The 24,904-nt window shown below is 67.8% G+C and carries 20 protein-coding genes, 1 tRNA gene and 1 pseudogene; 13 read left to right on the top strand and 9 right to left on the bottom strand.

Translation table 11 applies throughout. The features are described from left to right. Positions 1-99: 99 nt before the first annotated feature. The 3 genes and pseudogenes from rpsA to mscL form a co-directional block, all read left to right on the top strand. Positions 100-1,812 (top strand): 30S ribosomal protein S1, encoded by a 1,713-nt coding sequence (gene rpsA, locus ACW18B_RS02540; protein WP_492049276.1) that lies wholly within the window; start codon positions 100-102, stop codon positions 1,810-1,812. Positions 1,813-2,217: 405 nt separating this feature from the next. Then, the gene (locus tag ACW18B_RS02535) at positions 2,218-2,502 is read left to right on the top strand and encodes an integration host factor subunit beta (RefSeq protein ID WP_035048510.1); all 285 of its coding nucleotides are present in this window, start codon (positions 2,218-2,220) and stop codon (positions 2,500-2,502) included. Positions 2,503-2,609: 107 nt separating this feature from the next. Further along, positions 2,610-3,020, top strand: a pseudogene (mscL, locus tag ACW18B_RS02530) (large-conductance mechanosensitive channel protein MscL); the annotation flags it as partial. 111 nt (positions 3,021-3,131) lie between these two features. On the opposite strand, the gene ACW18B_RS02525 reads toward mscL, so the two are convergent. From ACW18B_RS02525 to acs, 5 genes are all read right to left on the bottom strand, one after another. After that, on the bottom strand, positions 3,132-3,899 hold the full coding sequence (locus tag ACW18B_RS02525; protein WP_492049275.1) for an LOG family protein: 768 nt from the start codon (positions 3,897-3,899) through the stop codon (positions 3,132-3,134). 103 nt (positions 3,900-4,002) lie between these two features. Continuing rightward, a complete protein-coding gene (locus ACW18B_RS02520) occupies positions 4,003-6,855 on the bottom strand; it encodes a M16 family metallopeptidase (protein WP_492049274.1) in 2,853 nt (950 codons plus the stop codon). A gap of 86 nt (positions 6,856-6,941) precedes the next feature. Continuing rightward, positions 6,942-7,367: a thiol-disulfide oxidoreductase DCC family protein gene (locus tag ACW18B_RS02515; protein ID WP_492049273.1), complete on the bottom strand. Its 426-nt coding sequence runs from the start codon at positions 7,365-7,367 to the stop codon at positions 6,942-6,944. Then, positions 7,364-7,936: an SRPBCC family protein gene (locus ACW18B_RS02510; RefSeq protein WP_492049272.1), complete on the bottom strand. Its 573-nt coding sequence runs from the start codon at positions 7,934-7,936 to the stop codon at positions 7,364-7,366. Before ACW18B_RS02510 ends, ACW18B_RS02515 begins: the two co-directional genes overlap by 4 nt. Positions 7,937-7,969: 33 nt before the next feature. Continuing rightward, positions 7,970-9,910 carry an acetate--CoA ligase gene (gene acs / locus ACW18B_RS02505; RefSeq protein ID WP_492049271.1) on the bottom strand — a complete coding sequence of 647 codons (1,941 nt, stop codon included), beginning with the start codon at positions 9,908-9,910 and terminating at the stop codon, positions 7,970-7,972. A 130-nt stretch (positions 9,911-10,040) separates the two neighbouring features. Between acs and ACW18B_RS02500 the strand changes: the two genes are divergently transcribed. Next, positions 10,041-10,793, top strand: coding sequence for a creatininase family protein (locus tag ACW18B_RS02500; RefSeq protein ID WP_492049270.1), 753 nt, complete (start codon positions 10,041-10,043; stop codon positions 10,791-10,793). A gap of 4 nt (positions 10,794-10,797) precedes the next feature. Here ACW18B_RS02500 and ACW18B_RS02495 read toward each other — a convergent pair whose 3' ends face one another. From ACW18B_RS02495 to tsaD, 4 genes are all read right to left on the bottom strand, one after another. Beyond that, the gene (locus ACW18B_RS02495) at positions 10,798-11,163 is read right to left on the bottom strand and encodes a Rieske (2Fe-2S) protein (protein ID WP_492049269.1); all 366 of its coding nucleotides are present in this window, start codon (positions 11,161-11,163) and stop codon (positions 10,798-10,800) included. Positions 11,164-11,170: 7 nt separating this feature from the next. Continuing rightward, entirely contained in the window at positions 11,171-11,452 is a 282-nt protein-coding gene (locus tag ACW18B_RS02490; protein ID WP_492049268.1) for a YciI family protein, read from the bottom strand. Positions 11,453-11,599: 147 nt separating this feature from the next. Further along, positions 11,600-12,595, bottom strand: coding sequence for an NAD(P)H-dependent glycerol-3-phosphate dehydrogenase (locus tag ACW18B_RS02485; protein ID WP_492049267.1), 996 nt, complete (start codon positions 12,593-12,595; stop codon positions 11,600-11,602). Further along, positions 12,592-13,710 (bottom strand): tRNA (adenosine(37)-N6)-threonylcarbamoyltransferase complex transferase subunit TsaD, encoded by a 1,119-nt coding sequence (gene tsaD, locus ACW18B_RS02480; RefSeq protein WP_492049266.1) that lies wholly within the window; start codon positions 13,708-13,710, stop codon positions 12,592-12,594. Before tsaD ends, ACW18B_RS02485 begins: the two co-directional genes overlap by 4 nt. 73 nt (positions 13,711-13,783) lie before the next feature. Here tsaD and hemC point away from each other — a divergent pair, with 73 nt between their 5' ends. From hemC to ACW18B_RS02435, 9 genes are all read left to right on the top strand, one after another. Further along, positions 13,784-14,752 carry a hydroxymethylbilane synthase gene (hemC, locus tag ACW18B_RS02475; RefSeq protein ID WP_492049265.1) on the top strand — a complete coding sequence of 323 codons (969 nt, stop codon included), beginning with the start codon at positions 13,784-13,786 and terminating at the stop codon, positions 14,750-14,752. 3 nt (positions 14,753-14,755) lie between these two features. Next, positions 14,756-15,454: a uroporphyrinogen-III synthase gene (locus tag ACW18B_RS02470; protein WP_492049264.1), complete on the top strand. Its 699-nt coding sequence runs from the start codon at positions 14,756-14,758 to the stop codon at positions 15,452-15,454. Between the two features lie 43 nt (positions 15,455-15,497). Next, the gene (locus ACW18B_RS02465) at positions 15,498-16,382 is read left to right on the top strand and encodes a COG4223 family protein (RefSeq protein ID WP_492049263.1); all 885 of its coding nucleotides are present in this window, start codon (positions 15,498-15,500) and stop codon (positions 16,380-16,382) included. Further along, entirely contained in the window at positions 16,379-17,914 is a 1,536-nt protein-coding gene (locus tag ACW18B_RS02460; protein ID WP_492049262.1) for a heme biosynthesis protein HemY, read from the top strand. The genes ACW18B_RS02465 and ACW18B_RS02460 overlap by 4 nt, the downstream gene beginning before the upstream one ends. A 38-nt stretch (positions 17,915-17,952) precedes the next feature. Beyond that, positions 17,953-18,028 (top strand) — tRNA-Thr (locus tag ACW18B_RS02455). 624 nt (positions 18,029-18,652) lie between these two features. After that, the gene (locus ACW18B_RS02450; protein ID WP_492049261.1) at positions 18,653-19,219 is read left to right on the top strand and encodes a hypothetical protein; all 567 of its coding nucleotides are present in this window, start codon (positions 18,653-18,655) and stop codon (positions 19,217-19,219) included. 105 nt (positions 19,220-19,324) lie between these two features. Then, on the top strand, positions 19,325-20,584 hold the full coding sequence (locus tag ACW18B_RS02445) for an outer membrane beta-barrel protein (RefSeq protein WP_492049260.1): 1,260 nt from the start codon (positions 19,325-19,327) through the stop codon (positions 20,582-20,584). Positions 20,585-20,647: 63 nt separating this feature from the next. Then, positions 20,648-22,867, top strand: coding sequence for a GumC family protein (locus ACW18B_RS02440; RefSeq protein ID WP_492049259.1), 2,220 nt, complete (start codon positions 20,648-20,650; stop codon positions 22,865-22,867). After that, the gene (locus ACW18B_RS02435; protein WP_492049258.1) at positions 22,857-24,806 is read left to right on the top strand and encodes an O-antigen ligase family protein; all 1,950 of its coding nucleotides are present in this window, start codon (positions 22,857-22,859) and stop codon (positions 24,804-24,806) included. The genes ACW18B_RS02440 and ACW18B_RS02435 overlap by 11 nt, the downstream gene beginning before the upstream one ends. Positions 24,807-24,904 lie beyond the last annotated feature (98 nt).

Raw genomic sequence — 24,904 nt, 5'->3', positions numbered from 1 at the left:
CGCGGGTCCGCACCAATCCTTATCACCCGGAATCCCCAGAACCGTCATTCGACGGCCTTCAACAATGGGGCGTCCCTCAACACGAGACTAAACATCAGCATGGCTGACGATATGAGCTTCAACCCGACGCGCGACGATTTCGAAGCGCTGCTGAACGATTCCATGGGCGGCCGCGACTTCGCGGAAGGCACCGTCGTCAAGGGTATCGTTGTCGGTATCGAAAAGGACTTCGCGATCATCGACGTCGGTCTGAAGACCGAAGGTCGCGTTCCCCAGAAGGAATTTGGCGTCGATGACGCCGGCAAGCCCACCATCAAGGTCGGCGACCACGTCGAAGTGTTCCTGGAACGCCTCGAAAACGCCCTGGGCGAAGCGGTCATCAGCCGCGAAAAGGCCAAGCGCGAAGAAGCCTGGACCCGTCTGGAAGGCGTTTACGCCCAGAACGTCCCCGTGCTCGGCGCCATCGTCGGTCGCGTCAAGGGCGGCTTCACCGTCGATCTGGGCGGCGCCTCGGCGTTCCTGCCCGGTTCGCAAGTCGACATCCGCCCGGTGCGCGACGTCGGCCCGCTCATGGGCAAGGAACAGCCCTTCGCCATCCTCAAGATGGACCGTCCGCGCGGCAATATCGTCGTCTCGCGTCGCGCCATCCTGGAAGAAGCCCGCGCCGAGCAGCGCACCGAACTGGTGTCGCAGCTGCAAGAGGGTGAAATCCGCGAAGGCGTCGTCAAGAACATCACCGACTACGGTGCGTTCGTTGACCTGGGCGGCATCGACGGCCTGCTGCACGTCACCGACATGAGCTGGAAGCGCGTCAACCACCCGTCGCAAGTTCTGGCCGTTGGCGACACCGTCAAGGTGCAGATCGTCAAGATCAACCCGGACACCCAGCGCATCAGCCTCGGCATGAAGCAGCTGCAGTCCGATCCGTGGGACGGCGTGGAAGCGAAGTACCCGGTCGGCGCCAAGTTCACGGGCCGCATCACCAACATCACCGACTACGGCGCGTTTGTTGAGCTGGAAGCTGGCGTTGAAGGCCTGGTCCACGTCTCGGAAATGTCCTGGACCAAGAAGAACGTCCACCCCGGCAAGATCGTCTCGACCTCGCAAGAAGTCGACGTGGTCGTGCTGGACGTCGATCCGTCCAAGCGTCGCGTGTCGCTGGGTCTGAAGCAGGCTCTGGCCAACCCGTGGGATTCGTTCCTCGAAACCCACCCGGTCGGCTCGACCGTCGAAGGCGAAGTCAAGAACGCGACCGAGTTTGGTCTGTTCATCGGCCTCGACAACGACATCGACGGCATGGTGCACCTGTCGGACATCGACTGGAGCGCGTCGGGCGAAGAAGCCATGGCCCGCTACAAGAAGGGCGACATGGTCAAGGCGAAGGTTCTCGACGTCGACGTCGAGAAGGAACGCATCTCGCTGGGCATCAAGCAGCTGGGCGGCGATCCGATGTCGGGCGACACCTATCGCAAGAGCCAGACCGTGACCGTCACCGTGACCGAAGTGACCACCGGCGGCATCGAAGTGCGCTTCGGTGAAGACGATGCGATGATGACCGCGTTCATCCGCAAGTCGGACCTGTCGCGCGATCGTCAGGAGCAACGTCCGGAACGCTTCGCCGTCGGCGATCGTATCGACGCTCAGATCACCAACATCGACAAGGCGGCTCGCCGCGTTTCGATGTCGATCAAGTCGCTGGAAATGGCCGAAGAGAAGGAAGCCATCGAGCAATTCGGGTCTTCGGACTCGGGCGCCTCGCTGGGTGACATCCTGGGCGCCGCCCTGCGCGAGCGGGCCACCCCGAAGGAATAGTCTTCGCTCTCACCAGAGACTGAAGTCAGCGGCGGCCGGAGCGATCCGGCCGCCGTTTTTCTTTGCGTGTCGTCCTGCTAAGCCTTTGGATGGTGAAGGGTTTGGTAAAGAGTCCGGTCACCAAGAGCTGTCGCTGAGCCGGAAAAAAGCGGCGTATTCAGCGACCTCAAGGTGATCGAAATAAAATGCCGGCCGCGACGCGGTTTTGAACTCAGAATCGTTCATATCGCCGATAAGGTGGTTGCGCCGGCTCTGTATCGCTTCTCTATCGGTGTTTTGTGCCCGCGCCCGCCGTTGTCTCGACGCACCACGCGCCGTGGAATTGCAATCCCCCTCTTGAAGACTCAACCACCCTTGGGCAAAGGTCCGGTCGCGCCAGTCCTCCCTACGGCGCCGGGGATATCGATGATCAAGTCTGAACTCATCGCCAGGCTCGCGAATGAAAATCCGCACCTGACGCAGAAAGACGTCGAGCGCGTCGTTGGAGTGATCCTTGAGCGCATGATCGGCGCCCTGGAAGGTGGCGGTCGCGTCGAGCTTCGGGGCTTTGGCGCCTTGTCGGTGCGTTCGCGTCCGGCCCGGTCCGGCCGCAATCCGCGCACTGGCGAGACAGTCGATGTCCGGGCCAAGCATGTGCCGTTTTTCAAGAGCGGCAAGGAACTGCGGGCCCGCCTCAACGCCGACGAGTAGGCGAACCCAAGTCAGCCGGCCCAAGTCAGCCGGCCCAAGCTTGACCCCGCGGGACGAACCCTGTCAGGCTTGCGTCCCCTGCAAGGCTGATCGGTGAAACCCGGACCATGAGCGTCATCAAGGAATTTCGCGAGTTCATCTCGCGCGGCAACGTCATCGATCTGGCGGTTGGCGTCATTATCGGCGCATCTTTCAACGGCATCGTCAAAAGCCTGGTCGATCAGGTGATCATGCCGCCGATCGGCCTGCTGACCGGCGGCCTGGACTTTTCCAAGCTGGAATGGGTGCTCAAGCCCGAAGACGCCGCCACCACGACAATCGAAAAGGTCTCCATTCAATATGGGGCCTTCATCAACACCCTGATCCAGTTCCTGATCGTGGCCGTGGTGGTGTTCCTGCTGGTCAAGGTGGTCAACAGCATCCGCCGCGCCGACGCGGCGGAGCCCGCCCCGGAAGCCCCGGCCGCGCCGACGGCCCAGGAAGCGCTCCTGATGGAGATCCGCGACCTGCTGTCCAAGGCGCCCGCCCCGGTCGCCAAGGCCGCTGTGGTCGCGCCTCAGGCGGCTGCGAAGGCTCCGGCCAAGACCCCCGCCGCTAAGCCTGCCGCCAAGGCCAAGCCGAAGTCCTGATCAGGCCCCAGGCTCGATACGCTCGCCGGGCCGCAGGCCGCCGGCGAGCAGGGTGGCCCATACGCCCTCGGCGTCATTCGCGAACTGGAAGATCTTGAGATCTTCGGGATCTATCATCCCATGCGTGACCAGGGCGTCGAACTTGATCACTTCTCGCCAATAGGCCTCATCGAACAGGACGATCGGGATGGAGGGCGCCTTGTGGGTCTGGCGCAGGGTCAGGAGTTCGAACAGTTCATCGAAGGTGCCAAACCCGCCGGGAAACACCACCAGGGCGTTGGCCCGCATCGCCAGGTGCATCTTGCGCATGGCGAAATAGTGAAACCGGAATGACAGGGCCGGCGTGGCGTAGGGATTGGGAGCCTGTTCGCGCGGCAGGGTGATGTTGAACCCCACCGACGGCGCCCCGGCGTCGAGCGCTCCGCGGTTGGCGGCCTCCATGGCGCCCGGACCGCCGCCGGTGGCGATGACATTATCGCGAGGGCCGTCCGCTTTCAGAGCGCCGCCGCGTTCGGAGGCCAGTCGTCCAAACGCACGCGCTTGGGCGTACCACAGGGCCTGGCGACCCGGTCCGTCCTCGCGGGTCCGGGCGCTGCCGAACACCACGATCGTTGATCGCACCCCCCAATTGCGCAGGGCCTCTTCGGCCTTGGCATATTCCAGCATGAACCTGACGCCGCGCATTGAATCGCTCAGCAAAAAGTCCTGGTCGAGCGCGGCCAGCCGGTAGGACGGCGAGGCGAGTTGGGCGGAAGCAGGTTCTGTCATGGCGGGTCCGGGACTTGGGAGCAGGCTATTTCGCCCGCGCCGAGCCGCCTGAACAGGACGAACTGGCCCGCGCCGGGATCGGCGTGGGCCAGTTCGCGTCTTTCTACTTCACGCCGGTCAGGCTGGGGCTGTCCAGATCCAGCTCGGCGGCCGGGATGACCGTGGCGTTGGGCACAGCCGCCGCGAGGCTGTCGCCCATGGCCTTGACGTCACCGGCGACGATGACGCTGGACTGGCTGGGATCCAGCACGGCCTTGGCGAAGGCCTGGACGTCGGTGGCGCTGACGGCCTCGACCTTGTCGGCATAGCTCTGGATCTCGTTGAGCGGCACGCCGTAGATCGCCAGATTGCCCAGGATATTGGCCAGGCCTTCGGAGGTGCCAAGGTCACGGCCAAAGCCGCCGACCAGCACCGACTTGCGGGCGGTCAGCTCGGCGTCGGTGGCCGGTTCAGCCGCCAGACGGGTCAGTTCGCCGCGCACCAGGGTCACCACCTCGGCCGCCGACGGGTTCTTGGTCTGCACCCGGGCCGAGAAGCTGCCGAACCGGCCCTGAGGGTTGAGGCTGGAGCCCGCGCCATAGGACAGGCCGCGCTTGATGCGGATCTCCTGGTTGAGGCGCGAGGAATAGCCCACGCCCAGCACCGCATTGGTCACCAGTCCCGAATAGTAGCGCGGATCGGCGCGGGTGATCGCCGGCTGGGCCAGGGTCACGGCCGCCTGACCGGCGCCCGGCAGGTCGATGATGACATTGCGCGGCGTGTAGCCCGTGGGCACGGCCGGGACAGCGGGGGTCGGGGTAGCCGGCGTCTTCCAGCCGCCGAACGCGGTCTGGGCCAGGGCGAAGCCGGCCTCGGGCGTCAGGTTGCCGGTCAGCACCAGGACGGCGTTGTCCGGCCGCCAGGCGGCGGTGTGCATCTTGACCAGGTCCTCGCGCTTGATCTTGGGCAGGGAGCCGGGCGTGCCGCCGGCCACATGGCCATAGGCCGAGCCCGCATAGAGGATCGGGGCGGTGGCGTAGGCCGCCAGGCTGCCGGGCCGTTGATAGGCCACCGACAGGCCATCCAGGGTCTCGGTGCGCACCCGGTCCAGCTCTTCGGCCTTGAACACCGGGTTCTGGGCGACATCGGCCATGATCGTCAGGCCGGCGGCCGCCTTGTCGGCGATGATGCTGAGCGTCAGCGACGCGGCTTCCCAGCCCGAGCCGGCTTCGAGTTTTGCGCCCAGGGCCTCGGTTTCACGCGCGATCTCGACGGCGCCGCGGGTCTTGGTTCCCTCGGTAAGCAGTTCGGAGGTCAGGCTCGAGGCGCCCGCCAGACCGGTCGGATCGGCGCTGGCCCCGCCGCGCACGGTCAGGTCGGCGGTGATCAGCGGCAGGTCGCTGGACTTGGCGACAATGACCCGCAGGCCGTTGGCCAGGGTCTTTTCCACCGGCGACGGCAGGACGGCGGCGATTGGCGCGGCGACAGCGGGAATGGCTTCCCGCTCGGCCTCGGGCGCCAGGGTGGTGACGATCCCGTCGAACTTCACGGAGGCGACCTTGGGCGGCGTCGGCGTCGCATCCGCCTCGCCGGCCGGCCTGTCCGACTCCGGCAGGTAGCGGATCACGGTGCGGCGGTTGTCGGCCAGCCAGGTCCTGGCCACGCGTTGAACGTCGGCGGCGGTCACCGCCTGCAGATCGGCCAGGTTGGTGTTGGCGCGGGCGGCGTCGCCGTCGGTCAGCAGGGCGTAGCCCAGGGCGAAGGCGCGCCCGTCGATCTCCTCGCGTCCGCGTACGGCGTCGGCCAGCAGGCCGGTCTTGGCCTCGGCCAGTTCAGCGGCGCTGGGCGGGGCGTCGCGCAGGCGAGCGACCTGGGCCCGCAGGGCGGCCTCGCCCTGATCCACCGTCCTGCCGCCCGCCATGATGGCGCCGACATAGAACAGGCCGGGCTGGGCGTTGGTGGGGCCCGACGAGAACACCGTCTGGGCGATCTTCTGGTCATAGACCAGGGTGTCATACAGCCGCGACGACTTGCCGGCCGACAGGATGGCGTCCAGCACCGCCAGGGCGGGGGCGTCCTTGTCGGCCGAGGCGGGGGCCAGCCAGGTGATCGCCAGGGCCGGCAGGGGCACGTTGGGGCCGTAGGTGTTGATGGTCTTGGGGCCGGTGCGCGGCGGCTCGACCACGGTGACCTTGGGCAGGGGCGCGGCCGGGGCCTTCAAGGGCGCGAAATACTTGTCGACCAGGGCCGCAAGCTGGGCCTCGTCGAAATTGCCGGCCACGATCAGGGCGGCGTTGTCGGGGCGATAATAGGTGGCGTGGAAGGCGCGCACGTCATCGACGGTGGCGGCGTCCAGTTCCTCGATCGAGCCGATGCCCGGGCGCTTGTAGGGGTGGGTGGTGAACGACTGCTGCGGGATGTCGAGGGCGAAGAAGCGGCCATAGGGGTCGGCCAGCACCCGCTGGCGCAGCTCTTCCTTGACCACGTCGCGTTCGGAGTTGAAGGCGGCCTCGTCAATGACCAACGAGCCCATGCGGTCGGCCTCGGCCCAGATCAGGCGTTCCAGGTGGTTGGCGGGGATGACCTCGTAATAGTTGGTGAAGTCGTCCCAGGTGGAGGCGTTGTTGAAGCCGCCCACGTCTTCGGTCAGGCGATCGAGGGTCTCGTTGGGCATGTTGCGCGTGGCCTTGAACATCATGTGTTCGAACAGGTGCGCAAAGCCCGAGCGGCCGTTGGGGTCGTCCTTGGAGCCGACGCCGTACCAGACCTGCACCGAAACGTTCGGCGTGGTGGTGTCACGGGCGGTGAACACCTTCAGGCCATTGGCCAGCACGCGCTCTTTGTAAACGATCGGCGGCACGCTGATCGACGCGGCCGCCTTGGCCTGGCCCTGGGGCGCAGCGACGGCCAGGGGCGAGAGGGCGGTGGTGGACAGGGCCAGCGCCACGAGGGCGGCCTTGGCGGCGGGACGGATCATTCGGCGAGCTCCAGCGAACAGGTTGGCCGGACCCTATCATTGCGCTGGAAATCCGAAACCTTACCGTCCTGTCATGATAGGGTTCGCTAGGGCAGTGGGGGTTCCAGGATAAAGCGCGCGCGCTGGGCCGGGGTCGGAACCCTGCAGACGGCCCTCTTGCCCATCAGCCGGTAGCGGTTGGCGGCGATCCAATCATAGACGGCGTCCGCCGGCCCTCGGGGCAGTTGATCAACGAAGGCCAGCCAGCGCCAGGGCGCCTTCAGTCGCCGCAGCAGGGCGCCGATGGCGGCGGTCTTCTCCAGCGCGCGGCCGTGGTCGAGAAACAGGAAGCTGGCAGGGTTGTCCGGATCGATGCCGTGCGCCACGGCCAGCTGTCGGCCATAGGGCGACTGGATCGGCGTGAAGCGGATGACGCCCCGGCGATCCAGCTTCAACACCACGGCGACCGATCCAGAACAGAGATTGCAGACCCCGTCGAACAGCCACAGGCCATCGGGCGCGTCGTTCGTCATGGGGCCGTCTCGCACTCGCGGCGCAGGGCCCGCAAGGCGTCGGGCACATCGCGGCGCATCAGGCTGCTGAGGATGGGAAGGGGCAGGGCGAAGGGCGCGCTGGCCCAAAGTTCATAGGTCACCCGGGTGGCCGTCCCGCCGTTCAGCGGCTGTAGCGTCCAGGTTCCCTGGCAGGCGCGGATATCGCCGCCCACGCAGGTGAAGCGGATCGTCCTGTCCGGGTCGAGATCGACCCGCGAGGTCGAATGCAGGGTCGGCAGGAAGAAGCCCCATTTGACAAGATGCTCGCGCAGTTCGGAGCGGCCGTCCGGGGCGCGGGAGATCACCCGGCAGGACTTCACACCCGGGGTCATCCGGCCCGCGCGCTCGCAGTCGAGGATCATGCGCCAGACCACCGCCGGCGGGGCGGAGATGTCGATGGCGGCCTTGACCATGCCGCGACGGCCCTGGGCGTCGGCGTGGGCCTCGATCGGGATGTCGCCGGCCCGCAGGCTGTCGCTCCAGTCGGACGCGGGCCAGGCTGGACCGGCCAGGGCGAGCCACGCGAAAAGGGGGACGAGCCGGCGCATTACCCTGAGGCTAACGCGCCAGCCGCTGCGGCGTCACGCGCCCGCGCGATTTTTTACCAGATCATCGACCACCGACGGGTCGGCCAGGGTCGAGGTGTCGCCCAGACTGCCCAGTTCGTTCTCGGCGATCTTGCGCAGGATGCGCCGCATGATCTTGCCCGAGCGGGTCTTGGGCAGGCCCGGGGCCCACTGGATGATGTCGGGCGCGGCGAACGGCCCGATCTCGTGGCGCACCCACAAGACCAGAGCCTTGCGCAGATCTTCGGTGGGCTCGACCCCCGCATTGAGCGTGACATAGGCATAGACGCCCTGGCCCTTGATGTCGTGCGGATAGCCGACGACGGCGGCCTCGGCGACGCTCTCGTGGGCGACCAGCGCGCTCTCGACCTCGGCGGTGCCCAGGCGGTGGCCCGAGATGTTCATCACGTCATCGACCCGGCCGGTGATCCAGTAATAGCCGTCGGCGTCGCGGCGGCATCCGTCGCCGGTGAAGTACTTGCCGGGATAGGTGCTGAAATAGGTCTCGAAGAAGCGCGTATGGTCGCCATAGACCGTGCGCATCTGGCCCGGCCAGCTGTCGGTGATCACGAGGTTGCCCTCGGTGGCGCCGTCCAGCACCTGGCCCTCGGCGTCGACCAGCTGCGGCTTGACGCCCGGCAGGGGCTTGGAAGCCGAGCCGGGCTTGAGGTCCGTCGCGCCGGGCAGGGGGGTGATCAGCATGCCGCCGGTCTCGGTCTGCCACCAGGTGTCGACGATCGGCAGGCGCTCCTTGCCGACCACGCGGTGGTACCACAGCCAGGCCTCGGGATTGATCGGCTCGCCGACGCTGCCCAGCAGGCGCAGGGATGACAGGTCGTTCCGGGTGACGTGCTCGTCGCCCTCGCGCATCAGGGCCCGCAGGGCGGTGGGGGCGGTGTAGAAGATCTCGACCTTGTGCTTGTCGACCACCTCCCAGAACCGGCTGGGGGTGGGATAGTTGGGCACGCCCTCGAAGATCAGGCTGGTTCCGCCATTGGCCAGGGGGCCATAGACCACATAGCTGTGGCCGGTGACCCAGCCCACATCGGCGGTGCACCAGAACACGTCACCGGGTTTGTAGTCGAACACCGCCCAGAAGGTCCACGACGCCCAGGCCAGATAGCCGCCGGTGGTGTGCAGCACGCCCTTGGGCTTGCCGGTCGAGCCGGAGGTATAGAGGATGAACAGCGGGTCCTCGGCGTTCATCGGCTCGGGCGCGCACTCGGCCGAGACCGCCTCGCGCACATCCTGCCAGACGATGTCGCGGTTCTTGACCAGCGGCACGTCGGCGCCGGTCCAGCGCACCATCAGCACCTTGCCCACCCACGGACAGCTTTTCAGGGCCTCGTCGATATTGGCCTTCAGCGGAATGCGCTTGCCGCCGCGCTTGCCCTCGTCGGCGGTGATCACGAAGTGCGAGGCGCAGTCCTGGATGCGGCCGGCGATGCTGTCGGGCGAGAAGCCGCCGAACACCACCGAATGCACGGCGCCGATCCGGGCGCAGGCCAGCATGGCCACCGCCGCGATCGGGATCATCGGCAGATAGATGGTCACCCGGTCGCCCTTCTGGACGCCCTGCACCTTGAGGACGTTGGCCATGCGGCAAACCTCCTCGTGCAGCTGGCCATAGGTCAGGGTGTCGGAGGTTCCCGGCTCGTCGCCCTCGAAGATCAGGGCGACCTCGTTCTTCTTGTGCGGCAGGTGGCGGTCGATGCAGTTGGCGCTGACGTTCAGCACCCCGTCGGCGTACCAGTGGATACGGAAGTCGTCCTTGTTGAACGAGACGTCCTTGATCTGGGTCGGAGCCTTGATCCAGTCCAGCCGGGCGGCGATGTCGCGCCAATAGCCGTCGGGATCGGTCTCGACGCGGGCCAGCGCGGCCTCATAGGCGGCGGCGTTGATATGGGCCTTGGCCGCCAGGGTCTCTGGCACCGGGAAAACCTGTCCGTCGCTCACGCCGTTTACTCCCTGGATCTTGTTGGGCGGGAGTATGCTCAGGGCGATGCAGGGCGCAAGGAGACCATTGCGGTTTCTTGCCCGATCCGGTCGCGCTATGCCGGAGAGGTGTTGTTTCAAGGAGTGTCCGATGCTGCTCGCGCTTTCAACCTGGTCCGAGATCGAGACCTTCCTGAAGACGTCCAAGACCGTGGTCGTGCCGATCGGCTCCAACGAGCAGCATGGCCCCACAGGGCTGCTGGGCACTGACTGGCTGTGTCCGGAGATCATCGCCCACGAGGCCCAGACACAATCGGACAGCGTGCTGGTGGCCCCGACCTTCAATATCGGCATGGCTCAGCACCACCTGGCCTTTCCGGGCACCATCTTTCTGCGGCCCTCGACCTTCATCGCGGCGATCGGCGACTGGGTGCGATCCTTGGGTGCGCATGGCTTTGAGCGGATCTATTTCCTCAACGGCCACGGCGGCAATGTCGCCTCGATCGAGGCGGCGTTCTCCGAGATCTATGCCGACTACAGCTTCCGCGGCCAGCGGGCGCCGTTCGCGCTGAAACTGAAGAACTGGTGGGATCTGGCCGGGGTGCTCAGCCTGGCCAATCGCCAGTTCCCCACCGGGCACGGCAGTCACGCGACGCCGTCCGAGATCGCCGTCACCCAGTGGGCCTATCCCGAGACCATCAAGACCACGGCCTATGAGCCCAAGATCGCCCCGACCGGACCGATCCGCGAGGCTCTGGATTTCCGGGCCCGCTACGCCGACGGCCGCATGGGCTCCGATCCCGCCCAGGCGAGCCCGGAAAAGGGCGGTGAGCTGGTGGCCATGGCCTCCAAGGCCCTGATCGAGGATCTGGCGGCCTTCTCGGCGGAGACGGTTCCGGACTGAGCCGTCAGGCCGCGACCACGTCGCCGTCCTGAACCTTGACCGGCCAGGGCGTCAGGCTCTGGCCGGGGCAGGGGCCGGCCACGCAGACGCCGTCCTCGATCCGGAACAGGGCCGCATGGCCGCCGCACAGGATCAGGTCGTCATCGCGGGTCAGGAACCGCCCGGCAAAGCCCGCCAGGGGCCAGCCGGCGTGCGGACAGCTGTCGACATAGCCAAACACCGCCTCGCCCTGGCGAACAATGAAGCCCGCGAACAGGGCCTCGTCCTCGCGGAAGCGAAAGCCCTTGGCGCCGGGCGAGGCGACCTCGTCCAGCCCGCAAAGGCGCGTCCCGGCGGCGGGGCGGGCGGGGTTGTCGGGCTGGTCCCGCACGGAAGGCCTAGAGTTCGCCGATCGCCACGCGCCAGGCGCGAACCTCGACGCTCTCGAATACGCCGGCGGCGGTGAACGGGTCGTTGTCGGCCTGGGCCTGGGCGGCGGCCAGATCCTCGGCCTCGACGATCAGCAGCGAGCCGACCGGATTGCCGTCCTCGCCCAGCAGGGCGCCGGCCAGCTTCAGGCCGGTCGAGCTTTTCAGATAGTCCAGGTGGACCGGGCGGGTGGCTAGGCGCGTCTCGAGGGCGCCGGGCTTGTCCTTGCAGGTGATGGCGAAGAGGGGCATCGGGTTTGGGTCCTTGGTTCTGGTGTTTGTCGGTCAGGCCTTGCGTCCTTCGAGGCCCGCGGGCGGGCGCCTCAGGATGAGGACCTCAGAAAACGCGCCTCATCCCGAGGTGCGAGGCGTAGCCGAGCCTCGAAGGACGCACGGTGTCTAGGCTTCGGATTTTAGCGGCCGCGACAGCAGGCCGGCGATGGCGGCGTCGACCTGCGCCTCGCCCGCCAGGATGGCGGCGACGGCCTGGCAGATCGGCATCTCGACGCCCAGGCGCGCGGCCAGGTCGCGGACGGCGGGGGCCGAGGCGACGCCTTCGGCCACCGACAGCTTGCCGGCCAGGGCTTCCGCCAAGGTCATACCGCCGCCCAGGGCCAGGCCGACGCTCATGTTGCGCGACTGCGGGCTGGAACAGGTGAGCACCAGGTCGCCCAGGCCGCACAGGCCGGCGACGGTCTCGGCCTTGGCGCCCAGGGCCAGGGCCAGTCGGGTCAGCTCGGCGAAGCCCCGGGTGATCAGGGCGGCGTGGGCGCTGCGGCCCAGGCCCTTGCCCTCGACAATGCCGCAGGCGATGGCCAGGACGTTCTTGACCGCCCCGCCGGCCTCGGCCCCGATCATGTCGGCGGCGATATAGGGGCGGAAGGTCGGGGTGGCGATGGCCTCGGCGATGGCGCGGCCCAGGGCCTCGTCCTCGCAGGCCAGGGTCACGGCGGTGGGCAGGTTGCGGGCCACCTCGCCGGCGAAGCTGGGGCCTGACAACACCGCCAGGGGCGCGCCGGGCAAGGTCTCGGCGGCGACCTGGGTCATCAGTTTCAGCGTGCCCTGCTCGACGCCCTTGGCGCACAGCACCACGGGCGCGCCGGCGCGCAGATGCGGCGCCAGGGCCTTGAGGGCCGACCGCAGGTGCTGGGCGGGCGCGACGGCCAGGATCAGGTCGCAGGAGGCCAGCGCCGCCATGTCAGCGACGGCGGTGATCTCGGGCTCAAGGGTGACGCCGGGCAGGAACAGGGCGTTCTCGCGTTTGGCCGCGATGCTCTCGACCACCTCGGTCTCGCGGGCCTGCAGGGTGACGCTCAGCCCGGCCCGGGCGCAGACCTGGGCCAGGGCCGTGCCCCAGGCGCCGGCGCCGATGACGCCCACATGTTTGAAGGTCATGCCTTGGCTCCCTTGCGGCCGAAATGGTTGCTTGGATGGGACAGGGCCGCCGCCTCGTCCAGCGGCCAACGCGGACGGGCCACGGCGTCCTGGTCGTCGAAGATCCCCAGGGCCAGCCGTTCGGCCCCGGCCAGGGCGATCATCGCCGCATTGTCGGTGCAATAGGCCAGGGGCGGAGCGTCGAAGCTGAAGCCGTTATCGTCGCAGTTCTTGCGCAAGGCCGTCTTGACCGCGCCATTGGCCGCCACGCCGCCGGCCACGACGAAGCGCAGCGGCTGGTCGGGATGGCTGTCTTTATACAGCTTCATCGCCCGGTCGGTGCGTTCCGACAGCTGACGGGCGATGGCGGCCTGGACGGCGGCGGCCAGATCGGCGCGCGACTGTTCGTCGGTGATCTTTTCCGCCTGCCGGGCGGCGGCGGTCTTCAGGCCCGAGAACGAGAAGTCGCAGTCCTTGCGGCCCAGCAGGGCGCGCGGCAGCTCGAACTTGGAGGGATCTCCGCTCGCCGCCAGCTTTTCCAGGGCCGGACCGCCCGGATAGGGCAGGCCCAACGACTTGGCGATCTTGTCGAAAGCCTCGCCCGCCGCGTCATCGATGGTGGTGCCCAGGCGGGTGCAGGCCCCGACCCCGGCGACCTCCAGCAGCTGGCAATGGCCGCCGGAGACCAGCAGCAGCAGGAAGGGATAGGGAATGTCGGCGCCCAGGCGGGCCGAGACGGCGTGGCCTTCCAGATGGTTGACCGCCACCAGCGGCACGTCGCGGGCCAGGGCCACGGCCTTGCCGAACGCCAGGCCCACCATCACCCCGCCCACCAGGCCCGGCCCGGCGGTGGCGGCGACGCCGTCGATCTGGTCAAAGCCGATCCCGGCCGCCCGCATGGCCTCGGCGGCGATGGCGTCGATGGCCTCGACATGGGCGCGGGCCGCGATCTCGGGCACGACCCCGCCGAAGGGCGCATGCTGCTCGAACTGGGTGCCGACGATCGAGGACAGCACGCTGACCGTCCCGTCCGCCGCGCGGCGGACGACCGAGGCCGCGGTCTCATCGCAGCTGGTCTCCAGGCCAAGGAGGGTCAGGCCGAGGGGCGTGGCGCCGGAGCGCGTAAGGTCTGGCATTGGGTTGCGGGGTTCCCGCCGCTCCTGTAGCAGCGATGGCTTCAATCTTGTCCTCGCAGGTAACGTTCCGACCGTGTCCCGGCAACCTCCCATCCGCATCGGCGCCCGTGGCTCCAAGCTGTCCCTGGCGCAATCGGGTCTCATGCAGGCGCGGATCGCCGCCGCCCTGGGCGCGCCGGAGGGCGCCTCGCAGGAGGAGATCGACTCCTTCGCGCAGTTGATCCCGATCGTCACCAGCGGCGACCGCATCCAGGATCGCCGCCTGATGGAGATCGGCGGCAAGGGGCTGTTCACCAAGGAGATCGAGGAAGCCCTGCTGGATGGCCGCATCGACTGCGCCGTCCATTCCCTGAAAGACATGCCCGCTGAACTGCCGCCCGGCCTGATCCTGGCCGCGACCCCCGAGCGCGAAGATCCGCGCGACGCCTTTATCAGCCATATCTGCGACCGTCTGGAAGACCTGCCGCAAGGCGCGCGGCTGGGCACGGCGTCCCTGCGCCGGCAGGCCCAGGCCCTGCACGTTCGGCCCGATCTCGACGTCGTCATGATCCGCGGCAATGTCGGCACCCGTCTGGACAAGCTGGAGCGCGGCGAGGCCGACGCCATCCTGCTGGCCCAGTCCGGGCTCAACCGTCTCGGCCTGGGCGATCTGCCCAAAAGCTGGCTGGACCCGATCGCGGCCCCGCCGGCCCCGGGCCAGGGCGCGCTGGTCATCGAGACCCGCCTGGAAGACGTCCATGCGCCATGGCTAGAGGCCGTGCGCTGCCAGCCGACCACCATCGCCGTCGCCGCCGAGCGGGGCGCGCTCTTCGCGCTGGAGGGCTCGTGCCGTACGGCGGTCGGGGCCTATGCCATTCTCGACGGCGCCCGCCTGTCGCTGATCGTCGAGGCCCTGACGCCGGATGGCGTGAAGCGCTTCCGGCGTCAGGGCGAGGTGACGCTGGACGGGCGTGACGACATCACGGCCGCGCGTACGCTCGGTCTGTCGCTGGGCGAGGCGGTGCGGGCCGAGGGCGGCGACGCCCTGATCCTGTCGCACTAGGCGATGGCCGCGGCGGGTGGCACGGTCTGGATCACCCGGGCCCGGCCCGGCGCCGAGGCCACGGCGCGCCGTCTCGAGGCGCGAGGCTTTAAGGCTCTGATTGATCCGCTGCTCGAGATCCGCACGCTGGAGCCGACGATCGATCTGACGGGCGTCGCGGCCCTGGCCTTCACCAGCGCCAATGGCGTCAACGCCTTCGCGCGGCTGACCCAGGCCCGCGACCTGCCGGTGTTCGCCGTGGGAGACACGACGGCACGCGCGGCGATGGCGGCCGGGTTTGTCGACCCCGTCAGCGCCGACGGCGATGTCGAGGCTCTGGCCGCATTGATCGCTTCGATCCGCCCTAGCCTGGTGCTGTGCCCCGGCGCCGATCAACCCGCTGCGGATCTCCCGGCCCTGCTGGCCGGGACCGGGACCTCGGCCCGGGCCCTGGCGGTCTACGCCGCCGTCGACCGCGCGCCGTCGGCCGAGACCCTGGCGCAGGGGGCGAGTCTTGAGGCCGTGCTGCTGCATTCGCCGCGCGCGGCGCGCGCCTTGGCCGAGCTTTTGTCGACAGCGCCGGCGCCGGGGCTGCGGGCCCTGTGCCTGTCACCCGCAGTGGCCGAGCCGCTGGCTGCGGCCCACCGGGCGGGGCTGCTGGGTTCTGTGACCTTTGCGCCGCGACCCCGCGAATCTGCCCTGCTTGATCTCCTTGCACGATAGCGGAACATTGCGCAGGCGTGCGGCGTGAGGCACGAATGGACGCATGAACGCCACGCCTGATCCCGCTGAAATCGTCGCGCCCAGTGATCCGGCGCTCTATGCCCGCCGCCGACCCGGCCTGGGCGCGGGTTTGTGGGCGGTCGCGGCGCTCTGCCTTCTGTGTGTGGTTCTGGGCGGCCTGGCCGTTCATTTCAGCGCGCGTTGGTTCTCGACCCCCAGCGAAGGCTCGGCTGAGATCCAGGCCGCCGCCAGCGCGACGCCGCCTTCGGCCCGCCTGCCCGTTGGCTCGCCGCTTTCCGTCGAGACCGCACCGTTACCGGCCGCGACCCAGTCTCCGATCGAGATCGCCAATCTGGAAGCCCGGCTTGCCGCGCTGGAATCGGGGCAGAGGGGCGTTCTGGACGCCGCCGCCGCCGCCCTCGCCGCGGCGTCTCTCGCAGAGGCCGCCCAGACCTCCGGGCCATTTGATGAAGAGCTGGCCAGTCTGGAGCGGGTGCTCCCCAATTCGTCGGACCTTCGGGCCCTGACCCGTCTGGCCCAGGCCGGCGCGCCCACCCGGGCCGGTCTGGCCTCGGATTTCGAGATCCTGGCCGGCCGCGCCGCCACGGCGGCCCGTAATCCTGGCGAGGACGCCGATCTGCTGGCGCGCATCCGCTACGCCCTGTCCAGCATCGTCTCGATCCGCCAGGTCAGCCTGACCCGGGGCACGACCCCGGACGCCAAGCTCGCGCGGGCGCAAGGCCTGCTGAATGAAGGCGACATCGAGGGCGCCATCCGGGCGCTGGACACCCTGCCGGATCCGGCCCGGGTCGTTCTGGCGGCCTGGCTGGCCTCGGCCGAGCGGCGGGTGGAGGTCGATCGGCATGTGGCGGCCATTCGCGCCGACGCCCTGGCCGATCTGGCCCAGGTCTCCCGGGCTGCGCCATGATCCGCGCGGCCTTCATTGTCTTTCTGGTCGCGGCCGTTGCGGTCGCCACCCTGGCGCTGATGGGCGAACCGGGCCGCGCCCACCTGGACTGGATGGGGTGGCGGGTCGAGATGACCGCCGCCGCAGCGGCCCTGCTGACGCTGTTTTCGGCTCTTCTGGCCACCCTGTTTTGGCGCGGCCTGATCTGGGTGATCGAGGCGCCGCGTCGTGCGGCCCGCGCGCGGGCGGAAAGCAGGCGTCAGCAGGGCGTCGAGGCTCTGTCGCGCGGCTTTCTGGCGGTCGCGGCGGGCGACGGGTCCGAAGCGCGCAGGCTTGCCCAGAAGGCGTCCGACCTGGCCGAGGACACGCCGGCCCTGGTTCGGGTCCTGGCCGCCCAGGCCGCCGAGACGGCCGGCGATCACGTCGCCGCCAAGGCCGCCTACACCGCCATGCTGGGCTTTCCCGAGATGCGTCTGGCCGGGCTTCGCGGCCTGATGCAGACCGCGCTGGCCGAGGGGGACAAGGCCTCGGCCGTCCGTCACGCCGAGACGGCCTTTGGCCTGGCGCGCACCGCGCGCTGGGCCTGGCGCGCCCTGCTCGAGTCGCGGCTGGAGGCGGGGGACTGGGCGTCCGCCCTCGATCTGGCCCAGAGCGCTCTGGACCGCAAGATCGTGCCGCCGCTGGTGGCCGAGCGCGCCCGGGCCGCCCTGCTCGCGGCTTCGGCGGCCGGTCTGGAGGGCTCGGACGACGCCCGCCGGCGCGCCCAGGCGCTCGACTTCGCCACCCAGGCCGCCAAGCTGAAGCCGGACTTTGCGCCCGGCGTGGTGATGGCCGCGCGCCTGCTGGCCGCTGAGGGCAAGGTCGCCAAGGCCGGGCATCTGATCGAGGCGGCCTGGAAGAGCGCGCCGCACCCGGCTCTGTGGCTGGCCTATCGCGACCTGAAGACCAATGAGACGCCCAAGGTCCGGGCCGCGCGGCTGGCCGGCCTGGCGGCGATGAATCCGGACGCCCGCGAAAGCCGTATCCTCCGTGTCGAGAGCGGTCTGATCGGCGGCGACCCTGTCGCCGCCCGCGCCGCAGCGCGTCTGCTTGATGAGGAAGCGCCGACGGCCCGCTTCGCCGGCCTGATGGCGCGGGTGGCCTTCGCCAATGGCCAGGCCGACGAGGCGCGGGCCTGGATTGCCCGCGGCGCGGCGGCGCCCCAGGAGCCGGACTGGTCCGACCTCGACCCCGAAGGGCGGGCTTTCGCCTATGGGCGCGAGGATTGGGCCCGTCTCGCGGCCAGTTTCGCCGAGACAGGGGACTTGATTCATCCGCGTCATGAACGCCGTGAACGGACCATGAGCGATTTGCCCGAACTGCCGTCGGCCTATGCGGAATCAACCCCGTTTGTGCGCGCGGCCGAGGTCGGCGGCCCCCTGATGCCCATCCCGGACGATCCCGGAGTGCCTGATGCGCCGGCGGTTTCCGAGCCTCCCGGCGAGGGGCCTGCGCCGCGCCGAAACACGGGCTCACGTAGGCGCTTGGCAAGCGGCCCTCGCGCCGCTAAATAGGCGCCTCTTCGCGTCGGGGCCCCGCCCTGACGACGTGGGCCGCTTTAGCTCAGCTGGTAGAGCACATCATTCGTAATGATGGGGTCAGGTGTTCGAGTCACCTAAGCGGCACCATTCCCAAGTCTTGAAGACGCGATGGGCGTCTTGGCCATGAATTGGCCAATGCGCGCCGGTTTTCCGTTTCGCATGCGCGAACGATAGGCGTTCCCGACAGAATTTTTCGATCCCGCACAGCGCGCTTTGCAATCACGGTTAATTGTCACACACCGATGTTAGCTAGTGCGCAAAAGGGGTTTGAGTTGTGCTGTTGGCTGGACTCGTTATCGCGGGCTTTGTTTTCTTGCTCATCTGGCCAAGCCTTGAGCGGCCGCTTTTTCGCACGCTTCGGCGCCTGAGGCGTCGGGGCTCGTGACCGCCCTGGTAGGCTTAAAGGCTGTAGGTCTGTGGCATTTATGCCGCGAGAGTTTTGAATAATATTCGTAGCGTGGTTAATTCTCGCCCTATGCGCGAATAGTAACGCAGGCCTGACCGCATTTCCGGGCGTTTTCGGTCTCGATGGTCCGGTCCGGCGCCGCAAAGCTGGTCCAAAGTTACGGATTTCGCTCGAAAAATCAGCGTATGTCGTGTGAAACTCGAGTTCTTGAGATGTCTCGCTCTAGGCTTGCAAAATGATGCTGGAGCGTTGTTCGCAGATGCGTTATAGAGTTTCCAAATATTAATTCTTTTTGGAAGGTCGCCATGTCAATGCGTCATATGAGCGCCGTCGTTATGGGCTTGGCTATCGTCGCCGGCCCGATGGGCGCGGTTTCGGCCTGGGCTCAAACGCCGCCTGCCGCCACTGCGGCCTCGCTGCAATCCACCATCTCCGCCGCTGCGCGCGCCGAAGCTGCAAAGCCGGGCTTCGCCAGGCTGTCGGCTCAGGCCAAGCTCACCGCCATCCAGAACGCCGTCGCGGCCGCTCTGTCGGCCACCGGCGCGTCGCCGGAAATGGTTTCGAGCGCCCTGATCCAGGCTGTCGCCTCGGGCACGATCAGCGCCGGCGTCGCCGTTCAGGTCGCCTCGGTGGTTGCTCCGCAGATGGCCGCCACGGTCCTCGCCTCCCCCGCCGTTCAGACGCAGCTGGCCGCAACCGGTCAGACGGTGACCACCACCGCCTCGACCGATGGCGCTGGCGGCGTCAGCGTTCTTGTGAACTTGCAAGGCGCGACCTCGGCGGCCACGGGCGGCGACACTGCCGGCGCCCCGGCCCCGGCTCCGGCGCCGTTCGATCCGTGTGCGGGCGTCACCGCTGGATACTGCGGCTAAGATTTGCACGAGGGGCGGCCGGGCCGCCCTTCGTCGTCTCATTGTGTTTGTGTTGATGTTTGGTCTGACGGACGCCCGTGGGTGCCCTGAGGTGGGGATAAAGCAATGAAAATTCTAACGACAGCCGCCGTGGCGGCGGTTCTTATCGCGACTGTTCCCGCCGTCGGCGTGGCTCAGGATCTCGGTTCGAATTTCAAGCGCGACAAGAATGTCAGCGTTCGTCAGCGCCCGCGTCCGGACTATGAAGCCCTCGGCGTCAAGGCCGGCGGCTTCACCCTGTATCCGCGGGTTACGGCTGAAGTCGTGAACGACGACAACATCTACGCCGTGGCTACGGGCGAGCAGTCCGACACCATCTGGCGCGTGAAGCCGGAAGTCGCGGCGCGTTCCAACTGGTCGCGCAACGCCCTGGGCGCCTTCGCCTCGGCCTCGGTTAACCGCTATTCGGACTTCGACACCGAAAACACCGAGGAATACACCCTCGGCGTCAATGGTCGCCTGGACGTCGAGCGCGGCTCCTATGTTTCGGCGTCGGCCCAATGGCAGAAGCTGACCGAGCCGCGGACCTCGATCGTCGCCGGCACCAGCGCCGGCGCTACGCCCAAGCCCGTCGAATACTATCTTTGGTCGGAAAACGTCACGGCCGTGAAGGAATTCAACCGCCTTCGCCTGACCGGCAAGTTGGACGCCAAGAAGTACGACTATGACGATCAGGGCGGCGCCTTCAATCAGAACAGCCGCGATCGCGACGAGTTCTATTATGGCGGCAAGGCCGAGTACGCTGTCAGCCCCGACACTGCGGTATTCGCGTCGCTGGTCGGCAACAAGAAGTCCTATGACGTCGACACCGTCGCCCTTCGCGCTCGCGATTCGGACGGCTATACTGCGACGGTCGGCTCCGACTTCGATCTGTCCCAGGTCGTGCGCGGTAGCGTCGAAGCGGGTTACATGTCGCAGTCCTACGATCACTACGCTTCGATCGATGGCTTCACCGCCAAGGGTCTGGTCGAGTGGTTCCCGACCGAGCTGACGACGCTGAACGCTGCTGGCTCGCGTTCCATTGAGGAATCGGTGGCGACGGGGTCGCAAGGCTTCATCTCGAACAACGCCTCGGTCGGCATTGATCACGAGTTGATGCGCAATGTCCTGCTCTCGGCCAAGGCCAGCTACGGCAAGGACAACTACGAACTCGTCGATCGCGACGACAAGCGGACGGGCTTCAACGCCTCGGGCACCTATCTGCTGAACCGCAATGTCGGCCTGACCGTCGGCTACGCCTATCTGAAGCAGAAGTCGTCGGGCGTCGCCAAGGGCGCTTCGTTCACCGACAATAAGCTCTCGGCTTCGGTCGCTGTTCAGTTCTAAGTCACTCCTCTGAGTGTAGAGATGACGCTCTAGGTCCGGTTCGGGCCCCCATCGAGAGTACCCATGGACGGCTCTTCCTATGAGACCCAACACGCTCCGGCGCCTAGCGCCGGAGCGATGTCCTTTGATCTGAACCTCGTCATCGCCACCTTCCGTCGACGGCTTCGGCTGTTCGCGGCGGTGGCCCTGGCGGTGTTCGTGGCGGTCCTGCTCTATACGCTGCAGGAAACCCCGCGTTACACGGCGTCCGCCCAGGTCATGCTGGATGTCCGCAAGGAACAGGTCGCCGACATGAGCGCGGTGCTGTCGGGTCTTCCGGCCGATTCCTCGGTGGTCGACACCGAGGTCGAGGTCCTGAAGTCGCGGTCCCTGGCCGCCCGGGTCGTCAAGCAGCTGAAGCTGGACCAGGACCCCTATTTCAATCCCTATGTTGAAGGCGCCAAGGGCGTCGGCTCATGGATTCCCGGGCTCAAGAAGGTCGTCGCGCCGGTCGCGGCGGTCGGATCGGTTGAAGCCCAGCGCCAGAGCGAGAAGGTGGTCGACAACCTTCTTGGTGGTTTGAAGGTGCGCCGTTCCGGCCTGACCTATCTGATCGCCATCGAATATACCCATACCGATCCGCAGGCGGCGGCGAAGATCGCCAATGCCTTCGCGGATCTCTATCTGACCGAACAGCTTGAGGCCAAGTTCGACGCCACGGCCAAGGCCAATGAGTGGCTCAACACCCGGGTGTCTGAACTGCGCGACCAACTGCAGACGGCCGAGGCCGACGTGCAGCAGTACAAGATCGCCAACAATCTGATGAGCGCCGAGGGCGCGACCCTGACCGAGCAGGAAATTTCGGGCCTGAACCAACAACTGGCCAGCGCTCGGGCGCAACAGGCCGAGGCGGACGCCCGCCTCAATATCGCTCGTAGTCAGCTGGCGCGCGGCAGCACCGGGGAAGACGTCGGCGAATCGCTGAATTCTCCGGTCGTGCAGCAACTGCGCAAGCAACGCGCCGAGCAGAGCGCCAAGGTCGCCGACATGAGCGGTCGCTATGGCGATCGCCACCCGGACCTGCTGAAGGCCAAGCGCGAGCTGGCCGATGTCGACGGCCAGATCCAGGCCGAAATTCGCCGGATCATTTCCAACCTGGAAGCCCAGTCCCAGGTGGCGCGTCAGCGCACCGGCTCGATGGCCGGCAGCGTCTCGGCGTCCAAGGGCGCCCTGGCGGGCAACAACCGCGCCAGCATTCGACTGGGCGAACTGGAACGCAAGGCCGAGTCGGTCCGCACCCTGTATGAATCGCTGCTGGCCCGCTTCAAGCAAACCTCCAGCAGCCAGGGCATTGAGCAGGCCGACGCTCGCGTCGTGTCACGCGCCAAGATCCCGACCTCACCCAGCTATCCCAAGCCTTCTCTGAACCTGGCCCTGGGTCTGGTTCTCGCCCTGGGCGCCGGGGCGGCGTCGGTGGTGCTGGCCGAGATCCTGATGGCCGGCATCTTCACCGAGGATGAGGTCGAGCGCCGGATCGGCCTGCCCTATCTGGGCTCGATCCCGCTGCTCAGCTCGGCGATCGAGGACGCCAAGCAGGCTCGTGGCATGAGCCCGCCGGACTATCTGCTGGCCAAGCCGCTTTCGACCTTCGCGGAAAGCTTCCGCAAGCTGCGGGCCGCGATCCTCTATTCCAAGGTCGGCGAAGCGGTGAAGGTGATCGCGGTCACCTCGTCCCTGCCGGGCGAAGGCAAGACCACCACCACCTTCAGTCTGGCGCGCACCCTGGCGACCTCCGGCTCCAATGTCATCATCGTCGACTGCGACCTGCGCCAGAGCGCCATCAACCGGTTCCTGCCCGAGGTTCCCACCAAGGGTCTTCTGGAAGTGCTCAACGGGGTCTGCACCCTGGACGAGGCGCTGATCAACGATCCGAGCGGCGCCAAGGTCCTGGCCCTGACCAAGTCGGCCTATACGCCGCGCGACGTTCTGGGCTCGCCGGCCATGCTCAAACTTCTGGCCGAACTGCGCGAACGTTTCGACGTGGTGCTGCTGGACACCGCGCCGCTGCTGGCCATCGCCGACACCCGCATCCTGGCGCCCCACGCCGACGCGGTTGTGATGCTGGCCCGCTGGAAGAAGACGCCGGTCAAGGCGATCACGGCCGCCATCAACCTGTTGCAAGGCCGCGGCGTGTTCGTCGCCGGCCTGGCCCTGACCCAGGTCGATATGAAGGCGCAGACGCGTTACGGCTACGGCGACGCCAACTACTATTACAAGAGCTATCGCAAGTACTATGCCGACTGACGCCCGGCCGGCGCGGCCCAAGGCCGCGTCGTCCGCGCGGCCCAGTCGCGGCGCCGCTCGGCGGTTGTTGACCTCCGAGCGGGTCGCCATGGGCGTTCTTCTGGCCCTGGTGTTCATGGCGGTGATCGCCTTCGGCGCCAGCGAGATCTCCACCGCCTGTCTGTTTAGCGGCATCTACGCCGCCTTTCTGGTGGGTCTGCTGGCGACCTGCCGCTGGGCTCGTCGGGATCTGGCGCGGCTGCGCGGCGTGACCGTGCAGGCCGGCCTCTTCCTGTTGCTTCTGCTCGCCGTGCTCTGGCCGCTAGGCCCCTGGGGACCGGGCGGGGCCCACCCGGTGTGGAGCTATGTGCCCGGCCCCCTGGGCGCGCTGACGGTCGACCGATCGTCGCTCCTGCTGAATGTGGCGCAATTGCTGGGTCTGGCCTGCCTTTTCGCCGCCGCGCGGGTGATCGGGGCGTCCGAGGCGCGGGGGCGCTGGTTCCTGCGCGCCGCGGTTCTGGCGATCGGCGTCTATGCCGCCCTGGCCTTTCTGGACCATGTGGGCCTGCGCCGCACGTCGCGGCTGGTCGCCACCCTGCTCAGCCCCAACAGCGCCGCCACGGTGTTCGGCGGCGGCCTGCTTCTGACCGTGGCCGCCCTGATCAATCGGGTGCGACGCCAGCGCGGGCTGACCATGCTCAGGCGGGGTGACCCTGAGGCCGTAGGTCTTATGGCCCTGGCCGGGGTGCTGGCGACGACCCTGTTGCTGACGGCTTCCCGCGCCGGGCTCGCCTCCACCCTGGTCGCTCTGGGCCTGATGCTGGTCTGGGAGGCGATCGCCCAGCGTCAACGCCTGCGGGTCGTCGCGGGTCTTGGCGCGATGGCGATGGTCCTCGCCGTCGGGGGCCTGAGCCTGAGGAGCACCGAGCTCGTCGCTGAGCGGCTCAACAATACCGACCAGGACCTTTCCGTGCGGACGGCGATCTTCGCGCCGCACTGGGAAGCCTTTCAGACCTCGCCCTGGTTCGGCTTCGGCCTGGGATCGTTTCCGACGGTCAATCAACTGGTCGCCACCCAGGACAATCTTCGGGTCCTCTACGACATCCGGGCGGTGCATAATCTCTATCTTCAGTGGCTGGAGGAGGGCGGGGTGATCGGCGCCGTGCTCATGGCGCTGCTGTTCGCGGTCCTGATCTGGCCCATCCTGCGCGGCGGTCTGCGCGAAGGCGCGGTCGCCACCTGGGCGCGGGCCACGGTCTGCGCCGCCATTGTCTTCCTGCTGCACGGCATGACCGACTTCGCGCTACAGGCCCCGGCGATCCAGGCCCTGGCGGCGCTGATCCTCGGCGTGGTCGGATCGATGACGGTCGGAAGCGCGCCGCGGCAGGCCGACCCTCGCCTGTCCTGGGCGGCGGGATCAGCCGGCGCCGCCGTCGTTGTGGCGTCTCTGTTGATGGCCGCGCCGCTGCTGGCGTCGCGCGTGGGGGGCGATCTCACCGACTGGCCTACAGCGCCCGCCGAGGCCCTGGCGCGCCGCATAGAAGCCGGCCTTGGCAAGACGCAGCCCGACGCGGCCGAACTGGACCGTCTGGATCGTCTGAGCGCCCGCGAAGTCACGATGAGACCCGGGTCCGGGGCGGCCTGGCTGCGCCGGGCGGCCGTGGAGGCGGCGCTGGGACGGCAAGAGGCCTCCAACCTGGCGCTGGAGCATTCCTTCTCCGTCGCGCCGTTGCAGACCAGCCTCTTCAGGGGGCGGACCCTGTTCGCCTATGATCACTGGGACCAGATCAGTCAGTCGGCGCGTGAAAGCGCCATCTACCAGTTGGGGACGGAGTGGCGTCGTCGCCGCTCGCCGCGGACCTTCATCGCCATGGCCAATGCGGTGCGCAATCCGGCCGGACGGGTGGGCATGGCCCTGCAGATCGCGGTCCTCAGGACGGCGCCGCCGCCGGCGTCCTGACCGTCGGCGCGCAGAGGTTCTTCCTCGCCGACCTCAGGGCGTGGCGCGCCCGGCGCCAAACGTCTATGGCGCACGCCCTTGGAGCGGCGGACGCCGGG

It is taken from the genome of Caulobacter sp. FV2ps19, assembly GCF_058681035.1.
The sequence above is the reverse complement of the archived record's forward strand: the minus strand, read 5'-3'. Positions and strand labels throughout refer to the sequence as shown.

What these genes read in the sequence shown, in the direction of transcription:
- rpsA (WP_492049276.1), top strand. Translation starts at nt 100, where the DNA reads ATGGCTGACGATATGAGCTTCAACCCGACGCGCGACGATTTCGAAGCG.
- ACW18B_RS02535 (WP_035048510.1), top strand. Translation starts at nt 2,218, where the DNA reads ATGATCAAGTCTGAACTCATCGCCAGGCTCGCGAATGAAAATCCGCAC.
- ACW18B_RS02525 (WP_492049275.1), bottom strand. Translation starts at nt 3,899, where the DNA reads ATGACAGAACCTGCTTCCGCCCAACTCGCCTCGCCGTCCTACCGGCTG.
- ACW18B_RS02520 (WP_492049274.1), bottom strand. Translation starts at nt 6,855, where the DNA reads ATGATCCGTCCCGCCGCCAAGGCCGCCCTCGTGGCGCTGGCCCTGTCC.
- ACW18B_RS02515 (WP_492049273.1), bottom strand. Translation starts at nt 7,367, where the DNA reads ATGACGAACGACGCGCCCGATGGCCTGTGGCTGTTCGACGGGGTCTGC.
- ACW18B_RS02510 (WP_492049272.1), bottom strand. Translation starts at nt 7,936, where the DNA reads ATGCGCCGGCTCGTCCCCCTTTTCGCGTGGCTCGCCCTGGCCGGTCCA.
- ACW18B_RS02500 (WP_492049270.1), top strand. Translation starts at nt 10,041, where the DNA reads ATGCTGCTCGCGCTTTCAACCTGGTCCGAGATCGAGACCTTCCTGAAG.
- ACW18B_RS02490 (WP_492049268.1), bottom strand. Translation starts at nt 11,452, where the DNA reads ATGCCCCTCTTCGCCATCACCTGCAAGGACAAGCCCGGCGCCCTCGAG.
- ACW18B_RS02485 (WP_492049267.1), bottom strand. Translation starts at nt 12,595, where the DNA reads ATGACCTTCAAACATGTGGGCGTCATCGGCGCCGGCGCCTGGGGCACG.
- tsaD (WP_492049266.1), bottom strand. Translation starts at nt 13,710, where the DNA reads ATGCCAGACCTTACGCGCTCCGGCGCCACGCCCCTCGGCCTGACCCTC.
- ACW18B_RS02470 (WP_492049264.1), top strand. Translation starts at nt 14,756, where the DNA reads ATGGCCGCGGCGGGTGGCACGGTCTGGATCACCCGGGCCCGGCCCGGC.
- ACW18B_RS02465 (WP_492049263.1), top strand. Translation starts at nt 15,498, where the DNA reads ATGAACGCCACGCCTGATCCCGCTGAAATCGTCGCGCCCAGTGATCCG.
- ACW18B_RS02460 (WP_492049262.1), top strand. Translation starts at nt 16,379, where the DNA reads ATGATCCGCGCGGCCTTCATTGTCTTTCTGGTCGCGGCCGTTGCGGTC.
- ACW18B_RS02450 (WP_492049261.1), top strand. Translation starts at nt 18,653, where the DNA reads ATGTCAATGCGTCATATGAGCGCCGTCGTTATGGGCTTGGCTATCGTC.
- ACW18B_RS02445 (WP_492049260.1), top strand. Translation starts at nt 19,325, where the DNA reads ATGAAAATTCTAACGACAGCCGCCGTGGCGGCGGTTCTTATCGCGACT.
- ACW18B_RS02440 (WP_492049259.1), top strand. Translation starts at nt 20,648, where the DNA reads ATGGACGGCTCTTCCTATGAGACCCAACACGCTCCGGCGCCTAGCGCC.
- ACW18B_RS02435 (WP_492049258.1), top strand. Translation starts at nt 22,857, where the DNA reads ATGCCGACTGACGCCCGGCCGGCGCGGCCCAAGGCCGCGTCGTCCGCG.